This window comes from Erwinia sp. SLM-02 (genome assembly GCF_037450285.1).
Classification (GTDB): Bacteria; Pseudomonadota; Gammaproteobacteria; order Enterobacterales; family Enterobacteriaceae; genus Erwinia.
This window is the reverse complement of sequence record NZ_JAQISN010000005.1, coordinates 326,950-342,718: the sequence shown is the minus strand read 5'-3', so window position 1 is coordinate 342,718 and position 15,769 is coordinate 326,950. Positions and strand designations below refer to the sequence as shown.

Below are 15,769 nucleotides of genomic sequence, written 5' to 3'. Positions count from 1 at the left end.
TCTCACGCTCCGTGAGCATTTCAAAGGATAACAGCATGCAGCTGTCGCAGCGCATTGTCGTCGTTGATGACGAACGTTCCGTTCGCAGTGGGCTGAGTAACCTTCTCCAGTCGGAGGGATACTCAACCCGGATTTATGAGTCGGCGGAAACGCTGCTGGAAGATGCAACCGCGCTGGCAGAGGCCGCGCTGTTTATCATTGATGTCAGGCTCAAGGGAATGAGCGGCTTTGAACTCTTTATAGAACTTACCCGGCGGATTGAAAATCCGCCGGGTATTATTATTTCCGGCAACGGCGATGATAATACGCTGCACTATGCCATCAGCCTCGGGGCCATCGCTTTTTTACCCAAGCCCATTGATATTGATACGCTGCTGGATCATGTCCGCCTGGCGCTGGCAACGAACGGGGAATGCCGATGAGTACACTCCCGGAGGCGCCCCCCTCCTTTGAATCCGCTCCGCTTTCCCTGCCCGACGATCTGGTTATCACCTCGCTGGCGCAGGAGGGGAACAGCGAATGGTTTTTGTGCCGCAGCCCCGCCTCGGATGAGGACTTTATTCTCACCACCGCCGCCAGCGAGTCCGTCCAGTTCCCGGTTTCGCAGCTACTGAAAAACGAATACCGGCTGCGTGAGAATCTCTCCGCACAGTGGGCGCTAAAGCCCCTCGGACAAACCCTGTACCACGGCCGCTATGCGCTTATTTACCCGGTTTTTGCCTGTCAGACGCTGGCCGACCGGATGCGCGTGCAGCGGCCGTCGCTGGAGAACTTCCTGCACAGCGCCGCCATGCTGGCGAGTACGCTGGGAATGATGCACCAGCAGGGGCTGATCCACGGCGATATCAAACCGGCGAATTTTTTCGTGACCGACGACGGCGGATTTAAACTCGGTGGCTTCGGCCTGGCCTGTCCTTCTTCTGAAGTTTTACTGCAAACGCAGTTGCCCGCGTCGGGCGGTACGCTGGCCTATATGTCCCCGGAGCACACCACGCGCACGACCCAGCGGGTGAGCAGCCTGAGCGATCTCTACAGCCTCGGCATCGTGATGTACGAACTGCTGACCGGAAAACTGCCTTTTGGCACCCCGGATGCCGGGCACTCCGAGTGGGTGCATCACCATATTGCCTCCGAGCCGCTGCCCCCGGAGCGGGTGCGCCACGATGTGCCCGCCGTGGTATCGGCTATCGTGCTGCGTTTACTGTCCAAGTCGCCGGAGCATCGCTATCAGAGCGCGGAAGGGCTGCAGGCCGATCTGCGCCGCTGCCTGTCGAGCCTTACCCCTCAGGGCCAAATTGAGCGCTTCGACCTCGGCTTGCAGGATCTGCCGCAGACCGGGCCGTCTTCTGACGTGATGTACTACGATCACCCTCAGGCGCAGGAGGTGCTGGACGCTTTCGAGCGGTTCAGCCACAGTGGCAAGCACAAGCTGGTGATGATCGGCGGCGCACTGGGCTCGGGCAAAACCTCGCTTATCGCTTCGGCGGCGAAAAAACTTCAGCAAAAGAAGCTGCTGCTGACGGTGGTGAAAGCCGACCGGCATTCACCGATTCTGCCGCACGGTATTCTGATCTCCGCAATCCGCACGCTGACCCTGCAGCTGATGGGCCTGCCCGTGGCGGACGTTGCCCGCTGGCGTGCGCATCTCTCCCGCCTGCTGGGCGACTACAGCGAACTGGCGATCCACTTTTTCCCCGAGCTGGGCGTTTTACTCAATCAGAAAGGCCATTTCGCGGAGGATATCCACTCGCTGGATGCCCGCGATCGCTTTAACACCATGGCCTGCAGCATGATCAAAGCCTTCGCCACCCCCGGCAGGCCGCTGGTGATGATCGTTGACGACATTCACTGGGCGGATCGCGCCAGCCTGGCGCTGCTGCAAAATCTGCTCAGCCAGAGTGAAGATATCCCGCTGATGGTGGTAGTCAGCCACAAAGATTTCGCCACCTTGCCCTGCCAGACCATGCGCGGGCTGCTGACCACGCTGCGCGCTTCGGCCGTGCGGGTTACCGACATTACGCCGCAGAGTCTGAGCATTAAACACATTGCCCGCAGGCTGGCGGGCATGTTTCACGTGCGGGCGTCTGCCACCTGCGAGCTGGCGCGGGTGGTACATGAAAAGACGGGCGGCAACCCGCTGTTTACTCAGGAGTTTATCCGTCAGGCCATACAGCAGGGCTTGATTAGCCACCGAAAGTTCCCCCTCGACTGGCACTACGATCTCGACGCTATTAAGGCCTGCCAGTACAGCGAAAATGTCGCCAGTCTGGTCCTGCAGCGCATCGAGACCGTCCCCGAAATCACCCGGCAGATGCTGAGCAGCCTGGCGTGCCTGGGCGGGTCCGGCTCGCTCACTCTGCCCGGCAGGGTGCTGAACCTGACGCAGGATGAGATCCGTATGCATCTCCTGCCCGCCGTCGTGGCGCAGCTGATTACCCTGAAAAACGAGGACTATGCCTTTACCCACGACCGCGTCCAGGAAGCGGCAATGGACCTGATCGGCGCGGATGAAAAAGACCGTCTGCACCTTCGTGCCGCCAGCCTGCTGGCCGAGCGGGCCAATGAGGATCTCAGCAACGACGCGCTTTTCCGGGTCGTTCACCATGTGGCCGCGATTAAAAACACCGGGCTGCTCCGTCAGAGCGCGAGCCGGTATCGCCAGCTGATCCTGCTGGCGACCCGGCGGGCCAAAAACACCGGGGATTACGTCTCGGCCTTGCGGTTTTTACAGGCCACCCAGCGAATTGAAGCGCCGCTGACCCCGGAGGAGGATTTCACCTTTACGCTGGAAGCGGCGGAGTGCGAATTCCTGCACGGCAACCTGTCGACCGCGCAGGACCACTGCGGCAGGCTGCTCAGCGCGCCGGGAAACCCCACCGATAAGGCCATTGCCGCCTGCATGATGGCGGAAATCCATATGCGACGATCGGACAGCAAGCTGGCGCTGGAAACGGCAATTGCCTGGCTGGCGGTGTTCGGCATTCACCTCAACCGCGAGCCGGACAAAGCCGAATGCGATGCCGCCCGCATCAAACTCAAGGAGCAGGTCGGGAAAAATCCCTATACCCGCCTCAGACCGCTGCCGCTGATGACCTGCCGTAAAACCGAAGCGATCATGAACCTGATGGCCAGCGCCTGCATGTTTGCCGCGTTCGTCAGCCCGCGGCTGCACTTTATGATCGTCTGCAAGATGCTGCATCTGACCATGGACAGGGGGATGACCGGCGCCTCCACGTTTGCGCTCTCGTGGTACGGCGTGCTGTGTGGCGACCATTACAACGAATACAGCCGGGGATTCGCCAGCACGCTGCTGGCCCGCGAACTGGTCTACAAACACGACTTCACCAGCTTTAAGGCGCGCACGCTGCTGCCGCTGGACCAGGTCAGTATCTGGACCATGCCGACCACCTATTCTATCGAATGCGCCAAAACCACATTCGACACCGCCGTGGCGGTGGGCGATCGGACCTCGGCCTGCCTCGCTCTGCGCCATCTGGTGATGAACTATTTAACGCGTGGCGATCACCTTGAAGGCGTGCAGACCTCCATCGAGCGGGGTCTGGCCTACGTCAGCAAGGCACAGTATCGGGACGTTGAGGTGATTTTACAGATGCAGCGCGACTATGTGCTGTTTCTGCGCTTTGCCGGCGATACGCCGCTCTCCGGGAAAAACTTCACGCCGCAGCCTATTCTGCAGATGAAACCGGGCACCGCCATAGAGCCAATTCTGCTGATGCAGTTCTGGTCCTGGCTGTACCGGGGCATGGCGCACTTTTTCGCCGGGGAATATGCCTGCGCCACGGACTGTTTTGCCCAGGCGGCCCCGCTGACCGGCTCCATCCCCGGACACATTCACCGACTGGATTTTCATCTGTACAGTGCGCTGTCGGTGACCATTCCGCTGACCTCCCAGACCTGTACCGATGAAGACCGGCAGTTCGTCGCCGCGCATTATGAAATGATTGCCACCTGGTCGGTGGAAAATCCGCGTACCTTTGCCGATAAGGCCGGGCTGCTGCGCGCGGAAATGCTGCGGCTGGAGGGCGATTCCCTGCAGGCCGCTCAGCAGTACGAGCTGGCGATCACCCTCTCCCGCGAGGGCCGTTTTGACCATATCAACGGGCTGGCCTGCGAACTGGCCGCCGGCTATGCCAGCACCTGCGGCCTGAGCGTGGCCGCGGATGGCTACATCAAAGGCGCGATAGCGGCCTGGGAGCGCTGGGGAGCCGGGGCCAAAGTCAGACAGCTGGAGCTGCGCTATCCCCATCATGCCTCCTCCCACCGCCATGCCGCCTTCAGCACGGTGTCGTTTGAGCAGAGCGCCGAGCTGAGCGATCTGCAGAGCGTGATTACCGCCGTGCGCGCCCTGACCGAAGAGATTAACCTCGACCGGCTGATCAACACGCTGATGATGATGCTGCTGGAAAGGGCGGGTGCCCAGCACTGCCTGCTGATCCGCCTGCTGGACGGCAGCGTGCCGGAAATTGAGGCGCGGGCCACGACGACCGCCGACGGTATCCGGGTAAAAATCGTGCAGGAGACGCCGCTGGCGACGGACCTGCCGCTGTCGGTGCTGTCGGCGGTGATCCGCACCGGGCAGGAGATCCGCACCGGGAAACCGGAGGTGTTCAGCCCGTTCAGCCAGGATCCCTATCTGGTTGCCTCCGGCGCGGCGGTGATGTGCGTGCCGATGTTCAAGCAGGCGCGGATGGTGGGCGTGCTGTATCTGGAAAACCGCCTGATGCCGGATGTGTTTACCGCCGAACATTCGCGCGTGGTGTCGATGCTTGGGGCGCAGGCCGCCGTCTCGCTGGAAACCGCGCGGCTGTACGCCGAGCTGATGGAGGAGAACGTTAACCGTCGCCGGGTTGAAAAACAGCTGCGCGCCAGCCAGACCTCGCTGATTATGGGGGAAAAAATCAGCCATACCGGCACCTGGCACTGGAATCTGGCGAAAGACCAGATGATGATTTCCGAAGAATATCGCCGGATCCTCGGCCTGCCGCCGGAGCAGCGCAGCCTGTCGATGGCGGAGTTTATGACCATGGTGCACCCCGACGATCATGGCTGCATCAGCGAACTGGTCAGAGAAAGCGTCATCGGCGGCGTCAGCATGCAGGCGGAGTTTCGCATTATCCGCCGCGACGGCGAGTGCCGCTATATTAAGGGCATTGGCGATCCCGTCGAGAATCTGCCCGACGTCAGCGAGTATTTCGGTACGATCTCCGATATCACCTCGCAGCGCCTGGCCGAGGATGCCGTGCGCATTGCGCAGGCCGATCTTGCCCGCGTCTCCCGCGCCACCACGGTCGGGCAGCTCACCGCCTCGATTGCCCATGAAATCAATCAGCCGCTGATGTCGATTGTGGCAAATGCCGGGGCCAGCATGCGCTGGATAAAACGCGGACCCGGGCATATGGACAACGCCTGCCACGGCCTGCAGGAGATCCTCAGTGAAGGCAAGCGCGCAGGCGATATTATTCGCGGGCTGCAGGCGCTGACCCGCAATAATACCGCCGAATTCGCTCCGGCTAAACTGCACCATCTGGCGCGGGATATCCTGTCGCTTTCGCGTATGGAGCTGGAACGGCGCTGGATCTCACTGGATCTCGACCTCCGGGCGGTGAACGACAATATTTACTGCGAGCGGGTGCAAATCCAACAGGTACTGTTGAATCTGGTAGTTAACGCCATTGATGCGATGGTTGAGAAAGGCAAAGGGGCCAGCGTGCTGAAGCTCTCCTCGTCGAATCCCGACCCGGATACGATTCTTTTTGAGGTGGCCGATAACGGCACCGGCCTGTCGGAGGAGGTGATATCGCGCATTTTCGACTCCTTCTACACCACCAAAAAAGAGGGAATGGGCATGGGGCTGACCATCTGCGAAGGGATTATCAAAAAGCATAAGGGCGAACTGAAAGCGGAGAACCGCCCGGACGGCGGCAGTAAATTCTGGTTCACGCTTCCCACGGAAGCCGAAAGTTAAAACCCGTTCCCTGAGACACGGCTCAGGGAATGGCCATCACGCAGGAATTTACCGCGTCTACAGGCTCCCCAACGTTAGCGGCTGGCCGATTTGACCATGCTGAGCCGCTCGGCGGCCCTGACCAGGTCCGACAGCGAACGCACCTGCATTTTTTCCATCACCCGGCGCTTATGCACCTTGGCGGTGATCTCACTGACGCCCATCTCGGCGGCAATCTGTTTATTCTGCAACCCCCCAATCGCCAGCAGCATCACCTCGCTTTCGCGCGGCGTCAGCGACTGGTGCCGCTCGGTCAACACCCGCTTCTCCCGGGCGGTTTCCATGCCCGCTTCGGACAGCCTGAGTGCTTCCGCCACGGCCTGCAGCAGATGATCGGGATCGACCGGCTTGGTTAAAAACTCGCAGGCACCGGCCTTCATCGCTTTGACCGTAATCGGAATGGTGCCAAAGCCGGTCAGAAAAATGGTCGGGATCGCGTCGCCGCGCTCGCTGAGCGCGCGGGTGACATCAAAGCCGTCAGCGCCGGGCATGTTGATATCCACAATCAGACAGCACGGGCCGGAAGAGAGTGACGCCGCCAGGAAAGACTGAGGAGAGGTAAACGGAGCGACAATATAATCTTCGGATTTAAGCAGGTTGGTCAGTGCGGTAATCACTGATACATCATCATCAACAAGATAAACGGTGTGATTCATTGGCGAACTCTCAGTCGGTGTGATGGTCGTAACGAAAAAAGTGCAGCCTCTGAGGCGCGGAATAGTTTTTATTTGTATGAATTATATAAGGAGCACGTCCTTATAATATTAAATACTATACCAACTCTCTGTAAATGACGACTATTTTTATCATCCGGGATGCTTATGTAACCTGATGAAATTATGAATAAAACATCTCCCTCGGAATCACGTGATTGTAAATCAGCCGGCAGTGATGAATATTACAAATTATGTCTGAGAAGCGTGAAGGATATAGTGGTAAGAATTATCTTAGTCAATGTGCATCATTTACGCGCAAACAGTTAAATAATATTATTCAAATGCGACACGAATTCTGAAACGTACCGGACGTTATTTCCCGTCATCGCCTGAAAAGTATATCCACTGTATGAGAAGGGGATTATGTGAATAATCGCAGGGTGAGCAATTAATCTCCGATTCGATCGGGAAATTAACGCCTTAGAGCGCCAGACGGTGCCGGTGGGTTTAACATTGGCAGGATTTTTCGAGAGGTTTACAACGGCTCAATCGCGCGGCGGAAAAAGCGTATTAAGCCAGCCTGAAATTTTGCTAACCATTACGATGAGTGACGAGCCGGGCGCGCACGTTTCGTCGACAAGACCGCCATAAACAGGGTGATAACCGACAGCGCAATCAGGGTTTTGAACGTGTTCATTTTATATTCCTTTTCTCGTTCCCGGCCGCCTGTGAGTAACGGTTCACAGGCGTCAGGAGGGTGTTCCAGCGTAGGAGGATTATTTAATCAGTTCTGCGGTAACGTAGGCGTGATTATCAACGCGGGCACCGGTAATTTTATACGTTGCGCCACTCTGTTTTGCCTGGGCTGCAATACTGGCTTCTGCGGCATCCAGCGTGGAGGCGGTAGCGGTAACGTTCTGCGCCATGCTGCCGAAAGAAACCAGAGCCAGGGCGGATACTGCAACGAAAGTTTTGATAGATTTCATGATTGATTCCTCAGTTTATTTTGTTTTGGATGAGGCGTTTCGCCTCGATGGAATGCATAGTAGACCCGTGCGGGGATGAAAAACATCCCTGTCTTTTGCTGAAGTAAGTCAGAAAATTTGAATAATATGTCGCGAGGGATTTTGCCGCCCTGTTGCCGTACGTTTGCCACGGTCCGGCGACGGCGGATCCGTCACAGAATAGCCGCCAGCAGCGTGGATCTCAGCGGTAATAGATGAACGGATGCGGGCAGGGAATACCCGGGTTATATCCCCTTTGGCCACTTAGCAATTATCCATTGGTATAACTATCCATCTGTATAGCTATCCGTCTGTATAACTTATATTTTCTACCGACTGATAAGATAATTAGGCTCCTTTATTTTATCACCTGCGGAGCCAAAGACTTCGCAAAGGCCGCTATCCGAACGCTGAAACGATCGGACAGGAGAAAATATGCATATCGCCAGTTCTGCACGCGAATCCCTGAACCGGACAGCGCAGGATCCGGGAAGGGGAATAAAATCGGTTGTGCAGGATATCATCCCGTGGATTGAAGATAATCTTGATGACGAACGCATCAGGGTCAGCACGGTCACGCGCAAAAGCGGTTACGGGCATTCCCACTTCCAGCGCGTGTTCAGAAAACAAACGGGCTACAATCTGGCCGAATATATTCGCACCCGGCGGTTGATCAGGGCGGCACAGTCGCTGCTGTTTACGAATAAAGACATCATGCAAATCGCGTTTGATAACGGCTTTACCAGCCAGCAGACCTTCTCACGGACGTTTCGCCGCTATCTGAACGTGCCGCCCGCCGCATTCAGAAAAAAGCACGCCCCCCGATCGCTACCCCGTGAAAACAGCCAGGTGATCTTTGCCTGGCGCTGCCTGTCCGGAGAGGAACAATGAGCATTCGCCCGCTGACGCTGCTGGCGTCCTGTTTCCTGCTCTCCGCGCCGGGTTTCGCGGCTGAAATCTACAACCGCGACGGAAACCGGCTGGATCTGTCCGGGCTGATCTCCGGCCTGCGCTACCTGAGTGACAATAAAAGCGAGGACGGCGACCAGTCCTACATGCGCTTCGGCTTTAAGGGAGAAACGCAGATCTCGCCCCTGCTGAGCGGCTACGGGCAGTGGCAGACCCAGGTCGATATGAATCAGCCCGAAAACAGCGGGGCTTCGATGTATACCCGTCTGGGCTTTGCCGGCATCAGACTGGGTGACTACGGTTCACTGGATTACGGACGCAATATCGGTGTGCTGTATGACGCACTGAGCCTGACCGATATGCAGCCGGAATTTGATGCGCAGACCTATAACACCGATCAGTTTATGTTTCGCCGCGGCAATGGCCTGGCGACGTACCGCAACAGCAACTTCTTTGGCCTGGTGGACGGCCTGAACGTCACGCTCCAGTATCAGGGCAGGAACGACGGCGGCGGCGAACCCGGCTCCCGCGGTGCGCTGCGCCAGAACGGTAACGGCTACGGGATGTCGGTGGCCTGGGAATTTGCCGGTGATTTTAAAGCGGTTGGCGCGTTTACCCAGTCCCGGCGTACCGGTGCGCAGAATAATGCCGGCGGCGGGATAATGGGGCAGGGCGATCGGGCAGAAGCGTATTCCGGCGCGATAAAATATGACGCGAACGGGCTGTATCTCGCGGCGATGTACACCCGGGCGTATAACGCCTCACGCTTTGGTTCGGCTTCAGGGGACGGGGCGTATGGCTATGCCAATCAGTCAGACATTGTCGAACTGTTTGCCCAGTACAGCTTCGATTCCGGGCTGGTGCCGTTTATCGCCTATAGCCAGGCGCGCGCCAGCGACCTCGGCCGTGCCGCCAGCGGCCAGACTTTCGGCAGTCAGGATCTGGTGCGGTTTGTCGATTTCGGTGCATCCTGGCTGTTTAACCGCAATATGCAAACCTACGTTGATTACAAACTTAACCTGATCGATAACAGCGACTTCAGCCAGGCCGCAGGCGTGTCGACGGATGATGTGCTGGCGGTCGGGCTGGTTTATCAGTTTTAACCGGTTGAAAACAGGCGCTTCTTCGTTGCTCACGTGGTATTTATCTTTGCCGAAGGCCGCTTTCTGGCTATGTTAGGGCATGGATGTTGACGTGATAAACGAGTATGAAAATTCCTGATTTAAATCTGATTATTGCGCTGGATGCCCTGCTGGATGAGGGATCGGTGATTGGCGCGGCGCGCAGAATGAACCTCAGCCCGCCGGCAATGAGCCGGACCCTGACCCGCATCCGGCATCAGCTGGGCGACCCGATTCTGGTCAAGGCGGGGCGGAAAATGGTGCCGACCCCGCGCGCGCTGGCGCTCCGGGAAGAGGTGCATCAGGTCATGGGTGAGGCTGTTCGCCTGCTACAGCCGCAGTCGGGGGTGGATTTATCGCAGCTGGAACGCACCTTTACGCTGCATGCCAACGATGTGTTTATCAGCGCGTTTGGCGGCGTACTGCTCAGCCGCCTGCGGCAGGAGGCGGGCAATGTGGGACTGCGCTTCACCCCGGAAAGCGGCAGCGATGAAGACAGCCTGCGCGACGGCAAGGTGGATCTCTATATCAGCGCCATGCGCCCGCTCGGCGACGATATCCACGTGCAGTCGCTGTTTTCTACGCACTTCATGGGGCTGGCGCGCGAGGATCATCCGATATTCGCCAGCGAGATCACCGCGGAATCCTTTGCCCGCTACGAGCAGATCAGCGTGTCCCGCCGTGGGCGCGCGCGCGGGCCGATAGACAAACGTCTGGCGGAGCTGGGGCTGGTGCGCCATATCTCGCTGGTGGTGCCGACCTTCCATTCCGGAGTGTTTTCGCTGGGAAACTCCGATCTGATCCTGCCGCTGCCGGGCCACGTGGTTCGCGCGGTGCAGGAGATGGGGATTAAAACGCGGGCGTTTCCGCTGCCGGTGGAACTGGATGCCATTCCCATAGTGCAGGCCTGGCATCCGCGATTCCAGAACGATCCTGCCCATCAGTGGCTGCGGCGGACTATTCACCAACTCTGCGTTCAGTCAGCCGGGGGCTAAACCCCTCAGCACGACTGCTCCGTTTCCGCATTTTCAACCAGCACCGGACAGGCCGCGAGGTCGATCACCTCCTTAACGATGGAGTGTTCGACCCAGCGTTTCAGCGATGATAAATGCCGGTGCCCCATCACGATCAGATCCACCTTCAGCCTGGCCGCCTGCTGGATGATCACCTGCGTCGGCTCGCCGCCGATAATCAGACCACTCACCCGGCGGCTTTCCCAGCGCAGGCTGCCAACGGCCTGATTCACCGTTTCCTGTGCGGCCTGATATTCACGGTCGGCGGGAGGGTAAACCAGGCCGTCGCTGGCCTCCGTGGCGTGCTGCTCCTCGGGGTAAAAATAGTTCTCCTCGGGCAGCAGATACGCGCCGTCGACCACGCACAGAATATGCAGCGTTGCCGGATGGCCGGCGGTGACTTTACGGCTCAGCTCGATCACCGCCTGCGACTGTGGTGAACCGTCCAGGGCGACCAGTATCGTATTAAACATGCTGTTTCCTTCATTGACAGGGTTAAAGCATGCATCTTCCAATTCCCGCGCGGGTAAATAAATGCCTCCGCACGCATCTGACCAGTGCGTCAGACGCACGCCTCGGCTGCACACATCGCAATTCCTGTCCCCCGGTCATCTTTCTAGACTGTGCGCCTGATCGACTGGAAAGGATGAACTATGCAAACACTCGCGCAACCCAAAGCTGCGCCGCCCGCGGCGGCGTTTGACCTGCGCATCATGACGGGACTGACCGGCATTTTGCTGGCATCGCTGGTGGCCGGATTAAACGAGCACGTAACGGATATCGCCATGACCGACGTTCGCGGCGTGCTGTCGGTCAGCCACGATGAAGGCAGCTGGCTGACCACGCTGTATGAAGCCGCGCAGGTGGCGGCGATGGCGTTTGCACCGTGGTTTTCGGCCACGCTATCGCTGCGCCGTTTTACCTTCGGCGTGACCGCCGTGTTTATGCTGGCGGGGATGCTGTGCCCGCTGGCACCCAATTTGCCGACCCTCTACGTGCTGCGCACGATCCAGGGGCTGTTTGGCGGCTGCCTGCCGCCGATGCTGATGAGTGCGGCGCTGCGGTTTTTACCGCCGGGGATCAAGCTGTACGGCCTGGGGGCCTATGCGCTGACGGCAACGTTCGGACCGAATCTGGGCATTCCGCTGGCGGCGTTGTGGACTGAGTACACCGGCTGGCAAATGGTGTTCTGGCAAATCATCCCGATCTGCCTGCTGGCGATGGCCGCCGTTTCCTGGGGTATTCCACAGGACCCGCTGCGGCTGGAACGCTTCGCGCAGTTCAACTGGGTGGGTCTGCTGCTCGGACTCCCGGCCATTACCTCGCTGGTGGTGGTGCTGGAGCAGGGCACGCGGCTGGGCTGGCTGGATTCACCGTTTATCTGCCGGATGCTGCTGCTGGGGCTGACAACCCTGACGCTGTTTATGATCAACGAATGGTTCCATCCGCTGCCGTTTTTCAAAGTGCAGCAGCTGGCGCGGCGTAACTTAACCTTCTCGCTGATAACCCTCGGCGGGGTGCTGGTAATTCTGGTCGCAGTGCCGGGGATCCCCGCGGGCTATCTGGCCGAGATCCAGGGGTATCGGCCGCTGCAAACCGTGCCGCTGGCCCTGTACGTGGCGCTGGGCCAGCTGGTGGCGCTGCCGCTGGTGTCGGCGCTGTGCAATTTCACCCGCGTTGACTGCCGCTGGGTGCTGGCCTGCGGCCTGGGGCTGATCGGCGTCACCTGCTACCTCGGCAGCGCGATGACCTCCGAGTGGATCCGCGACAACTTCTACGGCCTGCAGATGCTGCAGATCCTCGGGCAGCCGATGGCGGTGATCCCGCTGCTGCTGCTGGCGACCAACGGCCTGCCGCCCGCCGAAGGGCCGTTCGCCTCCGCGTGGTTCAACACCGTGAAAGGAATGGCCGCGGTGGTCGGTACCGGGGTGCTGGAAGGGCTGACCACCGCCCGCGCATATTTTCATTCCAACACGCTGGTCAATCAGTGGGGCAACAGCGGCCAGGCGCTGTCGCTTTCTCCTTCTGACGGCGAAGGTCTGTCCGCGCTGGCGGAGCAGATCCACGTGCAGGCGGTGGTGCTGGCTTCCGCCGATGTGTATCAGGTGATGACCGGGCTGACAGCCGTCCTGATTTTATTTATTCCGTTAATGGCAACCCGCGTGTATCCGCCGCGGCCGCTTGCCGCTTCTCACGCATAAGGCTCGATCATGACTTCATTAAAATTCACTAAGAAACACGCACCGGTTCTGGCCGGGGCTGCCGTACTGGCCGTAGCGGCGGGGATCGGGTTTGGCCTGCTGAGCGGCAGTGCCGATCGGCGCACCAACGACGCTTTTATCCGCGCCGATTACACGGTGGTGACGCCGCGTATCACCGGGCAGATTGTGCGGGTGGCGGTCAAGGACAATCAGTATGTGGAACAGGGGCAGCTGCTGGTGGAGATCGATGACCGCGATCTTCTTGCCGAAATGAACGCGGCAGAGGCCAGCGTGGTGGTGCAGCAGGCCACCGTAGCGAACGCCAGCGCCAGCCTGGCGCAGCAGCAGCCGATGATTGACCAGGCCGACGCCACGCTGGCGGCCAGCCGGGCCGGTTACGTTTTTGCCAAAGCGGAGCTGGCGCGCTATCGCGACCTGGCCGTCCACGGCGCGGGCAGCCAGCAAAATGCCCAGCTGGCGCGATCGCGCATCGACACCGCCCAGGCCAACGTGGCGCGTGATACCGCCACGCTTAACGCCGCCCGCGCGAAAACCGTGGTCTTACAGGCCGAATTTCAGCGGGCGCAGGGGGAGCTACAGCGGGCGCAGGCGATGCGGGATACCGCCGGGCTGAGGCTGTCGTACACCAAAATCCTGGCGCCGGTTGCCGGATGGGTCGGGCAGCGGGTAGTGCGCGAGGGTGCTTACGTCACGCCCGGCACGCCGATGCTGGCAGTGGTACCGCTGAATAAAGCCTACGTGGTGGCGAATTTTCAGGAAACCCAGCTTGAGCACGTGCGGCCCGGACAGCGGGTGGATATTCGCGTCGACGGCTTTGGCGGGGCGCTGCTGCACGGTGTGGTAAACAGCTTTGCGCCGGCGACGGGCGTCACCTTCTCCGCGATTACGCCGGATAACGCCACCGGCAACTTCACCAAGGTGGTGCAGCGCATTCCGGTCAAAATTGAACTCGACGGCGGGCAACGCCTGGCGGAGCAGCTGCGGGTGGGTATGGCGGTGGAAGCCACCATCCACACCGCGAAAGCCGGAGAAAAATCATGAAACTGGCCGCTTTAACCACCGGTATTCTGCTGCTGAGCGGCTGCACGGTCGGCCCGGACTTCACGCCGCCAACGGTGAACAGCCCGCAGGGGTGGCCGCAGGGTCACGCGGCGGGGCGCATTGTAGAACGCGGACTGCAGCCGCAGTGGTGGCAAATTTTTCATGACGACACGCTGACCGCGCTGGTTGAACAGTCCGCGCGAAGCAACCTCGATTTGCAGGCGGCGGAGGCGCGTCTGCTCCAGGCGCAGGCGGAACATCAGGTGGTCACCGGGGAGAGCCTGCCGTCGATTGACGCCACGGCGTCGTTCCAGCACGCCCGCAACAGTCAGAACGGGCTGCAGGATATCTCCGGGCTGGGCGGTAAAAAGGCCTGGAGCGTGTGGCAGCCGGGCATCGGTGCGGCCTGGGAGCTGGATATGTGGGGGCGGCTGCGGCGCCAGAAAGAGTCGTCCGCCGCCCGCGTCGAGGCCAGCGACGACCAGCGCCGTGCGGTGCTGTTAACCGTGCAGGCGGCGACCGTCAGCGACTACGTCCAGCTGCGCAGCGTGCAGCTACAGCGTGATATCAGCCTGCAGAACCTGGATATCGCCCGCCACAGCCTGAAGCTGACCGGCATCCGCCTGGCCGACGGCGTGGCCACGCAGCTGGAGGTGGCGCAGGCCCGGGCGCAGGTTGCCTCGGTTGAATCGACGCTGCCGATGCTGGAGCAGCAGCAGGCGCACCTGATGAACTCGCTGAGTTTCCTGCTGGGTGAGAACCCGGGGGCATTAACCGAACGGTTGGCCGGGAGCCGACCGCTGCCGCTGACGCCGCCGGAAGTGCCGGTGGGGCTGCCGTCCGAGCTGGCGCAGCGGCGGCCGGATATCCGCGCCGCCGAGGCGCAGCTGCACGCGGCTACCGCCGATGTTGGCGTGGCGACCGCAGATTTCTATCCGAGTATTACCCTGACCGGCAACATCGGGCTACAGGCGATGCAGTTCAGCCAGCTGGGGAACTGGGGATCGCGCCTGTACAGCGTCGGTCCGTCGCTGACTCTGCCGATATTCGAGGGCGGAAGGCTGCGCGGGCAGCTGGCGCTGAAAAAAGCCCGGCAGCAGGAAGCGGCGATCCACTTCCAGCGCACGGTGCTCAAGGCCTGGCATGAAGTGAATGACGCGATGGTGGATTACGACACGTATCAGCGCCAGCGCAGCCAGCTGGCAACCCTGGTGGAAAACGATCGCATCGCGCTGGCGGCGGCATCAAAGCAGTATGAAGCGGGTGCCACCGACTTTCTTAACGTGCTGACCATGCAAAAGGAACTGCTGGCCTCGCAGCAGGCGCTGGTGAAAAGCGACGCCGACGTGTCGCTGGCGCTGGTGCGGCTGTATCAGGCGCTGGGTGGAGGATGGGAGAACGGGATAGCGGGAAATCAGCGGTGAAAATAAGTCAGTTCCCCGATCGCAGGGCGACCTGGCTGGCGCTGCGATCCGGTCATTCTGAGCGCAATCCGGGGTAAGGGTAATCTTATTAATATTCTTGAGCCAGCGAATCAGTTCATCTTCGACTTCATGCAGGATAGTCATGAAGTCCTTGAGCGGAAAGCGCCTTTCAGCTTTCCGCTCAAGCACAATCTGATCGAAGAAAAATTCGATTTCAACTTCTTCATCCTCAACCTCTGTTTTAATCAGCCTGCAAAGAATTTGGCTGTCGTACAGAATCTCACCGTAGATATCTTCAGATGTTGGGTTTGTGGTAAAGACAACCTCGAACTCTTTTTTCATTTTCCGATCGCT

At 59.6% G+C, this 15,769-nt stretch carries 11 protein-coding genes; 8 read left to right on the top strand and 3 right to left on the bottom strand.

Annotated elements, in window-relative coordinates; translation table 11 throughout:
• Positions 1 to 35: 35 nt before the first annotated feature.
• Positions 36 to 422 carry a response regulator transcription factor gene (locus PGH32_RS22660; RefSeq protein ID WP_314419163.1) on the top strand — a complete coding sequence of 129 codons (387 nt, stop codon included), beginning with the start codon at positions 36 to 38 and terminating at the stop codon, positions 420 to 422.
• Positions 419 to 5,986 (top strand): ATP-binding protein, encoded by a 5,568-nt coding sequence (locus PGH32_RS22655; protein WP_337895240.1) that lies wholly within the window; start codon positions 419 to 421, stop codon positions 5,984 to 5,986. The genes PGH32_RS22660 and PGH32_RS22655 overlap by 4 nt, the downstream gene beginning before the upstream one ends.
• A 74-nt stretch (positions 5,987 to 6,060) precedes the next feature.
• On the opposite strand, the gene PGH32_RS22650 is transcribed toward PGH32_RS22655, so the two are convergent.
• Both PGH32_RS22650 and PGH32_RS22645 read right to left on the bottom strand, forming a co-directional pair.
• Complete coding sequence (locus PGH32_RS22650) at positions 6,061 to 6,681, bottom strand: response regulator transcription factor (protein ID WP_314419158.1); 621 nt, start codon at positions 6,679 to 6,681, stop codon at positions 6,061 to 6,063.
• Between the two features lie 776 nt (positions 6,682 to 7,457).
• On the bottom strand, positions 7,458 to 7,667 hold the full coding sequence (locus PGH32_RS22645) for a YdgH/BhsA/McbA-like domain containing protein (RefSeq protein WP_314419157.1): 210 nt from the start codon (positions 7,665 to 7,667) through the stop codon (positions 7,458 to 7,460).
• Between the two features lie 453 nt (positions 7,668 to 8,120).
• On the opposite strand from PGH32_RS22645, the gene PGH32_RS22640 reads away from it, so the two are divergent.
• From PGH32_RS22640 to PGH32_RS22630, 3 genes are all read left to right on the top strand, one after another.
• On the top strand, positions 8,121 to 8,576 hold the full coding sequence (locus PGH32_RS22640; protein WP_337895239.1) for a helix-turn-helix domain-containing protein: 456 nt from the start codon (positions 8,121 to 8,123) through the stop codon (positions 8,574 to 8,576).
• A complete protein-coding gene (locus PGH32_RS22635) occupies positions 8,573 to 9,697 on the top strand; it encodes a porin (RefSeq protein ID WP_337895238.1) in 1,125 nt (374 codons plus the stop codon). Before PGH32_RS22640 ends, PGH32_RS22635 begins: the two co-directional genes overlap by 4 nt.
• 104 nt (positions 9,698 to 9,801) lie before the next feature.
• Positions 9,802 to 10,710: a LysR family transcriptional regulator gene (locus PGH32_RS22630; RefSeq protein WP_314419152.1), complete on the top strand. Its 909-nt coding sequence runs from the start codon at positions 9,802 to 9,804 to the stop codon at positions 10,708 to 10,710.
• A gap of 5 nt (positions 10,711 to 10,715) precedes the next feature.
• On the opposite strand, the gene PGH32_RS22625 is transcribed toward PGH32_RS22630, so the two are convergent.
• A complete protein-coding gene (locus tag PGH32_RS22625; RefSeq protein WP_337895237.1) occupies positions 10,716 to 11,201 on the bottom strand; it encodes a universal stress protein in 486 nt (161 codons plus the stop codon).
• A gap of 180 nt (positions 11,202 to 11,381) precedes the next feature.
• Between PGH32_RS22625 and PGH32_RS22620 the strand changes: the two genes are divergently transcribed.
• From PGH32_RS22620 to PGH32_RS22610, 3 genes are read left to right on the top strand one after another with little or no spacing between them, the layout of a single operon-like run.
• The gene (locus PGH32_RS22620; protein ID WP_337895236.1) at positions 11,382 to 12,929 is read left to right on the top strand and encodes an MFS transporter; all 1,548 of its coding nucleotides are present in this window, start codon (positions 11,382 to 11,384) and stop codon (positions 12,927 to 12,929) included.
• A gap of 9 nt (positions 12,930 to 12,938) precedes the next feature.
• The gene (locus PGH32_RS22615; RefSeq protein WP_314419145.1) at positions 12,939 to 13,991 is read left to right on the top strand and encodes an HlyD family secretion protein; all 1,053 of its coding nucleotides are present in this window, start codon (positions 12,939 to 12,941) and stop codon (positions 13,989 to 13,991) included.
• The gene (locus PGH32_RS22610; RefSeq protein ID WP_337895235.1) at positions 13,988 to 15,415 is read left to right on the top strand and encodes an efflux transporter outer membrane subunit; all 1,428 of its coding nucleotides are present in this window, start codon (positions 13,988 to 13,990) and stop codon (positions 15,413 to 15,415) included. Before PGH32_RS22615 ends, PGH32_RS22610 begins: the two co-directional genes overlap by 4 nt.
• Positions 15,416 to 15,769 lie beyond the last annotated feature (354 nt).

Bases quoted from the DNA above. Each gene is read 5' to 3' on its own strand.
- PGH32_RS22660 (WP_314419163.1), top strand. From the start codon at position 36: ATGCAGCTGTCGCAGCGCATTGTCGTCGTTGATGACGAACGTTCCGTT.
- PGH32_RS22655 (WP_337895240.1), top strand. From the start codon at position 419: ATGAGTACACTCCCGGAGGCGCCCCCCTCCTTTGAATCCGCTCCGCTT.
- PGH32_RS22650 (WP_314419158.1), bottom strand. From the start codon at position 6,681: ATGAATCACACCGTTTATCTTGTTGATGATGATGTATCAGTGATTACC.
- PGH32_RS22645 (WP_314419157.1), bottom strand. From the start codon at position 7,667: ATGAAATCTATCAAAACTTTCGTTGCAGTATCCGCCCTGGCTCTGGTT.
- PGH32_RS22640 (WP_337895239.1), top strand. From the start codon at position 8,121: ATGCATATCGCCAGTTCTGCACGCGAATCCCTGAACCGGACAGCGCAG.
- PGH32_RS22635 (WP_337895238.1), top strand. From the start codon at position 8,573: ATGAGCATTCGCCCGCTGACGCTGCTGGCGTCCTGTTTCCTGCTCTCC.
- PGH32_RS22630 (WP_314419152.1), top strand. From the start codon at position 9,802: ATGAAAATTCCTGATTTAAATCTGATTATTGCGCTGGATGCCCTGCTG.
- PGH32_RS22625 (WP_337895237.1), bottom strand. From the start codon at position 11,201: ATGTTTAATACGATACTGGTCGCCCTGGACGGTTCACCACAGTCGCAG.
- PGH32_RS22620 (WP_337895236.1), top strand. From the start codon at position 11,382: ATGCAAACACTCGCGCAACCCAAAGCTGCGCCGCCCGCGGCGGCGTTT.
- PGH32_RS22615 (WP_314419145.1), top strand. From the start codon at position 12,939: ATGACTTCATTAAAATTCACTAAGAAACACGCACCGGTTCTGGCCGGG.
- PGH32_RS22610 (WP_337895235.1), top strand. From the start codon at position 13,988: ATGAAACTGGCCGCTTTAACCACCGGTATTCTGCTGCTGAGCGGCTGC.